Source organism: Mesorhizobium sp. WSM1293 (assembly GCF_000513875.1).
Taxonomy (GTDB): Bacteria; Pseudomonadota; Alphaproteobacteria; order Rhizobiales; family Rhizobiaceae; genus Mesorhizobium; species Mesorhizobium ciceri.
On sequence record NZ_KI911319.1, the window covers coordinates 486,381 to 493,967 of the forward strand.

A 7,587-nucleotide genomic window follows, 5' to 3' on the forward strand; every position below is an offset into this window, starting at 1 on the left:
TAGGATTGTCCGGTGGCCGACCTAGTCGCGGAGTTTCCTGCGCTGCCGCCGCAACCGGGCTGTGTCGATCTTAGACAAAGCGGAATGCCAGGCTCTGCCGATGGCCCTAAGAATCATTTGCAGTGCTACTTTCCTCTGCTGCCCAGCGCATTCCCGTCTTCCGCGTTGGTCGATTGATCGTGCATCAGAGATCGATGCCGATGCGAATGGGGCGCTATCAGCCCCAATTTTGGCTGCCCATGCAAGCGGGCGGACGCGTCGTGCCACCTTTATGCCTCATGGCATGTGGAGCGCATCCACGGCAGACAACCCTAAGACCGCGCCTGCGCATGGCTGCCATGAAAGTCACGAAACGCTTGGCCCACTCCTTTGCCGACCGATGTTCCAAGAGATACCCTCGCGTTGCACAAGGCCGGAAACCTCTTTGCCGATATGCCGCTCGAGCACCGGCCGCCACGGGACGAGCACGAATTCGCGCGATTTCTCGATAACGGCATATTTGCCGCTGGCGAGCTCAACTGAGCGGCGGAGCGTGCCCTCTACCCGGTCTCCGGGTCGCGTTTCAGCATAAGATAGACCGAGCTCTTCCGAGAGCTGGCCGGCAACACGGTTCAGCTCGCGCTGGCGGAGGATCGCGATCATATTGGCGCGATACACGATCCGATCCTGCTCCTCATGGGCAAGGCCTTGCGCGATCAGCCACTGCTGTCGGCGGCTCCGCGCCTCCTGGGCTTCACGGCCGAAGCCCGAATTTCGCCACCTCTCTGATCCATCGGAGACCAGCTGGCTGTCGAGCCAGGTGGCGCCGTCAAAACCAACCTGCCGCTGCAGAGGCATGGAAGAGAGCTTGTCGACCGTGACAGGTTGGGTCCTCGCCTGCTGGCGCTCGTAGGCGGTGACACGATGGAGGTGATCCGGCGCGATGATCCAGGTGCCGTCGGGCTGGCGCTCCACGCCGACGGTAGCGCGCCGGATCGCCTCCAGCCGACGGACATGCGTTTCGGCGAAGCGGTCGTTGGCGGTCGGATCGTGCTTTAGGTGAATGTCGATGCTGTAGCGGCCGTCATGGGCAGCCGCGATTTCGGCCACCGTGCGGTCAACCTGCCTGGGTTCTGTGTTCCTCGGCGCGACACGCACGATGTAGCCGTCGGGCGTCGGCTCTGTCGCTTCGCCTTTGCCGATGTCGATGTATCGGGTCTTGCCGTCAACACCGTCGACGATCAGGTAATGCCGGTCGGTGAGCTCGTCGGCCAGCCCGCGCGCGACAACACGGCCGACGACAGGGTCGACCAGCTCGCCGGATCGATCATGGATCACCCAATCGGCGGCCCTGCGGGAAATCCCTCTGCCCGTCAGCTCGCGATGCATGGTCTTGATGATGTCGCCGCGTTCCCCCATGCGGCGTAGCGTCGCTTCTAGCCCGTCATCGAGGCGCCAGCGACCCGAGCTGATCTCTTCGGCCAGATGCATCCGCTCGAGCTTGCGCAGGCGCCCCTGCTCCAAGGTTTGCCGAAACGCGTCGCGCCTATCCGGCGAAACGAGCCCACTGTCGTCACGCAGTTGCAGCAGGCGGCGGTCGATGCTGGTGAACCGTTCCTGCTCCATTTCCTGACGCAGGCGGTGCTCGATCTCGTGGTCGGTGCGCGGACCGAGATCGAGGCTGACCAGCTCGGCGGCGCGCTCGCGGATGCCGCTCGAGATGTATTCGCGCGCTATGACGAGATTCTCACCGCGATCGTCCTTGCCACGCACGATGATGTGGGTGTGCGGATGACCGGTGTTGAAATGATCCACGGCAACCCAGTCGAGCTTCGTGCCGAGATCCTCCTCCATCTGCGCCATGAGCCGCCGCGTCAGCGGCTTGAGGTCGTCAAATTCGATGCCGTCCTCGGGTGCGACGATGAAGCGGAATTGATGGCGATCGCCATCGGCACGATCGAGGAAGTCCTTGCCGGCGACGCGGTCGCTTTCGGCGCCATAGAGCTCGCCAGGCGCGCCGTCCCGGGTGACGCCGGCGCGCTGGATGTAGCGCAGATGCGCACGCGCCCCGTCCGCGCTCTTGCCGGAAAGCTTGACGACACGCGCCTTGATGACGACCCGGCGCTGGCGGAAGGCTGCATGGCGATCGCGTGACTTCAGCAGCGCGGCCGTCGCCCCGCCGCGGCCCGTCCGGCTCCCCACGAAGCGGCCACCACGCTGGGGCCGGCCACCGGCTCGGTTGATCGCCGCCCGGACCTGGCCGGCAAAGCGTTTGCCTGCCTTCGAGCCACGGGAGCCTATCTTCCCGAGCTTGGGTCTGAACTCGTCATCCTGCATGTAGCCTCCGCGTTTTTACAGAGTCGAACCAGCCATTTGCGCTCCAAAGCTCTCCTGGCGCTGGACGCTGCCTCCGGCAAAAAAGATGTGCAGACAAACACTTCACCGCCTCATGGAGGCGGTGCCTTTATCTTGCCTTACGCGCCCTGCCCCTTCGGACGCGTCCGGCCCGCCCTTGGCTAGCGGTCCGGCTGCTTGACCTGTGCGACGTCCGTCGCCAGCGGCACGAAGAGATCGCCGTTTCGCGCGCCGGCGCCAACACCATTTTGCAGGAAAAACAGCGAGCCCCCCGAGAGCGCATTTTGCCTGGCTGGAGCGACAGATCTGCCCTTGAAACCATTCATGTCGGTGGCCGATACCCCGGCCGCTCCGAGCTGCTTGAGGTAGTCGACGGTCTCTTTCGGCAGCGGCTTGCCGCGCTTCCGATGCGCCTCGTAGCGCTCGGGGCCGGCGTTGTAAGCGGCAAACAGGCCGGGGAACCCGAAGCGGTCATACATGGTGCGGAGATAGGCCGTGCCGGCCAGAATGTTGTCGCGCGGATCGTGTGGATTTGGGCCGAGACCATGTGCCACGCGCATGTCCTCATACGTTTCCGGCATCAGTTGCATGAGACCCATGGCACCGGCGCGCGAGGTGATTGGCCGGCCGTCGAGCATCGTCCTGCCCCTGCTTTCGGCATCGATCACCGCGTAAATCCACGCCTGGGGAATACGGAAACGCTTGCTTGCTTCGGCAACGAAGTGCTGCCATTTTCCAAGCTGCGGACTTTGGGAGATGGCGACCGGCTCAGCGCCGGTCGAGGCGGAACAGGCGCATGGCGCGACAGCGATCATGCCAAGCATCAGGAGGGTCACTCGGTCCATAGCGGCACGAGCCTCCCGATGACATTCGCGGCCGGCACCGGCCCGAAATAGCGGCTGTCGAAAGAGCGCGGCGCCTCGCCGTTCAGCACGAAGAATTCGTCGTCGGCGAGCGCGCGGCAGCCGCTCCACCAGGGCAGCGGACGGCCTTGGATGTCGGTTGCGAGCCGACGCGCAACGATCTTGCCGCCGATGATGATCGCCTCGTTGAAGGCGCAGACACGTTCGTGCGGCAGCGCGGCAATGTGCTTTACAAGGGGAACGCGGTGCGGGAGATAGCCGCGTTCGGCAGCGAGGCCGGCGATGGCTTCGGGTGCGTCTGTGAGCACCAGGTCGCCGCGTGCGGGCGGTCCCGCCACGACGCGATAGAGGCCGACCGGCGCGCTCGCCGAGGCGTTCCAGACCAGCCAGGGGGACGGGTTTGCAAGGGGGCCAAAGGCAATCAGCCCCAGGGCAATCCCGGTCGCGGCGATCGCCCTTGTCGCGCGAACGCGACGCAGGCGGCTGCCGGTCAGACGGATGGAGGGACGCCGCCGGCTCATGGGCGGCCCCCATCCCCGGAACCGGTTACCTTCTGGCCTTTCGACCACTCGTCGAGTTCGTCGATGTGGTAGCGCACATAACGGCCATGCTTGCGGAATTTCGGGCCGCCGCCGATGAGCCGCATCTTTTCCAGCGTGCGCTGGGAGAGCCCTATGTAGAAGGCGGCTTGGGCTGTGTTGAGAAACGGACTGCCCTTCTTGGCGCGGGCGGCGCGTTCGTTTTCGTCGTCCATAATTGTCCTCGTGTCGCTTAAGGAGAAGCGACGGCGAGGATGGGCGAACGAGGTCGCCCCGGGGACGGGCGAAGAGTGGGGGGCGAGTTTTCGCCGCTCTTTGGCAAGAGCCCCGCGCCGGTTGCGGCGCGAGGCTCGGGGCCGATCGGATCAATCGGCCGGGTTCCAGATGATGGCGTAGGTGTCGTCATCGTCCTGGCCGGCGGCGCGGCCCAGATTGGCGTAGAGCTTGCGGGGTCCGAACTCCGGCGCTGCAATCGACAGGCTCACATAATCCTTGCCGGACGTCTCACCGGTGCGGATCCAGCCGGCGCCAACTTCGACCCCTTGCGTCAGCACCCGGTAGTCGGGATGGTTGTCGGCGCTCTTGGCCTGGTTGGGGATGATGTCGATCTCGGCGCGGACGCTGAGGGTCTTGAGCTGGCCCTTGTAGGCGCCGTTTTCCTGCTTGTTGACGTAACCGATCGCGGTCATTTCGAAGTCTCCTTTTGCTGTCGCCGGGGACCATCCCCTGCGATGGCGGACCGTGATGGACGCGTCCGGAGCGCCTGAACCCGACAGGGCCGAAGCGCCAGCGGAGGACCCGAGCAGGCAGCTTTTTTGCAGCGGAGCGGCGCGAGGAAGCCGCCGCAGGCGGCGGGGAAAAAAGCTGCTGGCGAAGGTTTCGGGCGGCCGGACCCGTCCATAGGTCAACAAGCCAGCCGCAGGGGATGGTCCTGGCAACGAGCATGGAGTTCGTGGCAAGCGCGGTCGCTGCAGCCAACCAGGAAGGGCCGGGATCGGAGGACTGCGGCTGATGCCGCGCCATGCCGATCGAGATCGTGCGCACAGGTCGGGACCCACGCAAGCATCCGGTTGGCTGATTGATCGGCGGGATCAAGGCGGTTTGGACCGTGCCGCGTGAGACGGGGCAAAGGTCACGAACATGCGGCCATTGCGACCGGGGTACGATGCCGAGCGGCGGCCACTTTGGAGGCCGCCGCCCAGCCTGACGTCTATTGGCAGCCGAACAGGGAGCGGACCCGGGCCCATTGATCGGCGGTGCGCAAGCCGCCTCGCTGCGTGTAGCTTTCGACCGGGAATTTCATCCAGCGCGGCAGCCAGCTTCCCACCTTCTCGCGGCCGTTCTCGCCGGAAAGAAAGTCGCGGATGATCGTCTTTTGCGTCTTCACCTTCTCGGCGACATTGCCGTCCGCGACATGCTTGCCGCCGAGTTCGGCTAGCATGGAATTGGCAATTTCCTTGTCGCGCAACAGCTCGAAGAAGGCGTCGTCCGGTTGCCAGCAAGCGGCGAGGTCGACATTCAGATGATTGCCGAGCGCCTCGATGACGGCGCTGCCGGCTGCAAGCGTCTCGGCCATGACGATGCCAAGGACGCGCAGGACATCGTCGTCGGACAGCGTCAGCAGATGCGCAAACAGGCTTGCCGTGCCGATGTCGCCGCCATTGCCGCCAGCGATTGTGCCATCCTCGTCGGATCGTCCAAGCAGCGCCAGGACCGCACGCCGCTTATTCGCGAAGGCGGCCTCGGCCTTGCAGGCTGCGAGGCTCGCGGCCACGATCTGGTTGGCGGCGCGCTGCGGCTCGATGCGCACCTGCCACAGGCTTGAGCCGGCGATCGCATGCGCCACCATCAGGCGAAGTGCCGCTGGCGGATGGTCGAGCAGGTCCAAGCGCACGGCGGCATGGCGGTGCAGATCGACATAGTTCTGCATCGGTCCGGTGAGTTCGGGCCGCGACAGTTTATCCGGGGTCTCGGCCTCAGCGGCCTCGCCATTGGCGCGGGCGCGGCGGGCTTCCTTGCGCGATAGCCAGCCCTCGTGACACCCGACCTCGCCGCGATGCGAGACTGATATGAAGACCTTGCCGCCCTTCTTCTTCGGCGTCTTTTCGTAGTCCCATGCGTGGAAATGCTGACCCGGCTCGAGCACGATCACGTCGCTCCATCCGGCCTCACGATAGGCGTCGCGTCTGGCGGCTATCGCCTCGTTCTGCTTGAGCCAGAACAGGTCGGCGTCGGCAAAATAGCTTTCCTCGCCGAACAGATCGGAGACGATCAGGCCGGGATAATCCTCGATGGCAAAAAGCGCCACCTTGGTCGAGATCGACTGGCCGCCAAACAGCCATTGCTTCAATTGCCAGCCGCGCGGCGCGCGGTTGTCGGGATCGGCAAAAAGCGCCAGCCAGTCCTTCTGCTGCGCCTTCGAGGCCATGGTGAGGTGGCGCACCGTCTCGGCGTCGATTTCCTCGCGGCGATAGGCTTCGCGAATCCTAGGCAGAAGCTCGCCGAGCGCCAGAATGCGCTTCACCTGATGCTGGGTGAGGCCGAAAGTGGCCGCGATATCGGCAATGGTGCGACCTTCCCTGATGAGGCGGGTAAAGGTTTCCCATTGCGAGACCTCGTCGGGATCGAGGCGGGTGATGTTTTCGATCAGGGAGGCTTCGAGCGCGTCGGCGTCGTCACCATCCTCCATGATGGCGCATGGCAGCGGCTCGGCCTCGCCGCGCTCGTCGGCGACGGTCTTGGCGGCGAAATAGCGTCGCCGTCCGGCGACGATCTCGAACGTTTCGGGCGAGCCGTTGGGCCGCACCAGTAGCGGAACGAGGACGCCGCGCGCACGCACCGACGGCAGGATGTCGGAGATGTCGGGCGCGCGTTTGGAATGTCGCATGTTGGCGGCGGCGACGCTCAATTGGTCGATGGAAACGTGGGCAAGCTGCATGGTCTTTCTCCTTTGCTGTGGCCTGAAAGTGTCCGACCGCGAGGCCGCAGGCCGAGCGGCGCGACGGTTTTGCGCCGGATGGCGCTATTGTTCCGCCCGGTCGGGCGGAAGCTCGGGAGAGGAAAGCGAGAGGGCGGCGGCGGCCTGCCGCAAGAGCCGTTCGGCCTCGGTGATGTGGCCGCATAGCCGAGCGGCTTCGGCATAGACAGAGAGCGGAAACCGCGCCTTGAAGTACAGGTCGCGCTCGATGCCCAGGCCAAGCGGTCCCTTGACTGCCTGGAGCTCGGCAAGGCTGACGCTGCCCAGTTCAGGGAAGCCGAAACCGAGATCACAAAGGCCGAAGAGTGTATCGCCGTCGGCGTCGAGATCGCTCAGAAGCCAGGTGGCGGAGCCGACCGGATTGAACAGTTTCACGACCGGAACATGGTCGGTTTCGGTCTCGGCAGCGCCATTGGTAAGCAGAAGAAGGCGCAGTTCGTCGGTGATGAGGATCATTGCGGCGTTCCTTCAAAACGGTTGGTGCTGATTGAGAGCGGCTGAGACAACACGCCGATCGAGTGGCTTGTGCGCGGCGCGGCCGCATCGCGCGCCATCCGGAGCGCAAGCCTGTCGGCATGGCGATCGGGCGCGCTCATGCGGCGATTTCGGCATGCGCCTCGCCTTCGACGTCGGCATTGAAGCCGAGCAGGAGATCGGCGGCTTTCGAGGCATGGCTGGCGGCGCGGAAGATGGCGCGATTGTCCTCACGCAGGACCGTCAGCCATGAGCCGATATAATCGGCATGGCGCACGGTCGGCTCGATGCCGATACTGCTGCAGACGAAGGCTGCGCAGATTTCAGCGACCAGTTCCTCGCGCGCATAGGCCTTGCAGCCGAACGAGCCGGAGAGGTCGCGCGCAAGGCGCGTCGGGTG

At 64.8% G+C, this 7,587-nt stretch carries 9 protein-coding genes; all 9 read right to left on the bottom strand.

Annotated elements, in window-relative coordinates; all coding sequences use genetic code 11:
* Positions 1-345: 345 nt before the first annotated feature.
* The gene (gene rlxS / locus M729_RS0132550) at positions 346-2,316 is read right to left on the bottom strand and encodes a relaxase/mobilization nuclease RlxS (protein ID WP_027164078.1); all 1,971 of its coding nucleotides are present in this window, start codon (positions 2,314-2,316) and stop codon (positions 346-348) included.
* A gap of 179 nt (positions 2,317-2,495) precedes the next feature.
* The gene (locus M729_RS0132555) at positions 2,496-3,179 is read right to left on the bottom strand and encodes a lytic transglycosylase domain-containing protein (protein ID WP_027164079.1); all 684 of its coding nucleotides are present in this window, start codon (positions 3,177-3,179) and stop codon (positions 2,496-2,498) included.
* On the bottom strand, positions 3,167-3,718 hold the full coding sequence (locus tag M729_RS0132560) for a S26 family signal peptidase (protein ID WP_027164080.1): 552 nt from the start codon (positions 3,716-3,718) through the stop codon (positions 3,167-3,169). Before M729_RS0132560 ends, M729_RS0132555 begins: the two co-directional genes overlap by 13 nt.
* Positions 3,715-3,951 (bottom strand): helix-turn-helix domain-containing protein, encoded by a 237-nt coding sequence (locus M729_RS0132565; protein ID WP_027164081.1) that lies wholly within the window; start codon positions 3,949-3,951, stop codon positions 3,715-3,717. Before M729_RS0132565 ends, M729_RS0132560 begins: the two co-directional genes overlap by 4 nt.
* 150 nt (positions 3,952-4,101) lie before the next feature.
* On the bottom strand, positions 4,102-4,425 hold the full coding sequence (locus M729_RS0132570; protein ID WP_027164082.1) for a DUF736 domain-containing protein: 324 nt from the start codon (positions 4,423-4,425) through the stop codon (positions 4,102-4,104).
* A gap of 521 nt (positions 4,426-4,946) precedes the next feature.
* The gene (locus M729_RS0132575) at positions 4,947-6,674 is read right to left on the bottom strand and encodes a ParB/RepB/Spo0J family partition protein (RefSeq protein ID WP_027164083.1); all 1,728 of its coding nucleotides are present in this window, start codon (positions 6,672-6,674) and stop codon (positions 4,947-4,949) included.
* Positions 6,675-6,758: 84 nt separating this feature from the next.
* Complete coding sequence (locus M729_RS0132580) at positions 6,759-7,169, bottom strand: DUF2958 domain-containing protein (protein WP_027164084.1); 411 nt, start codon at positions 7,167-7,169, stop codon at positions 6,759-6,761.
* A complete protein-coding gene (locus M729_RS1000000138685) occupies positions 7,166-7,309 on the bottom strand; it encodes a hypothetical protein (RefSeq protein ID WP_156949362.1) in 144 nt (47 codons plus the stop codon). The genes M729_RS0132580 and M729_RS1000000138685 overlap by 4 nt, the downstream gene beginning before the upstream one ends.
* Positions 7,306-7,587: zincin-like metallopeptidase domain-containing protein (locus M729_RS01000000136345; RefSeq protein WP_245267681.1), on the bottom strand; the 282-nt coding region annotated here is incomplete at its 5' end. The genes M729_RS1000000138685 and M729_RS01000000136345, both read right to left, overlap by 4 nt.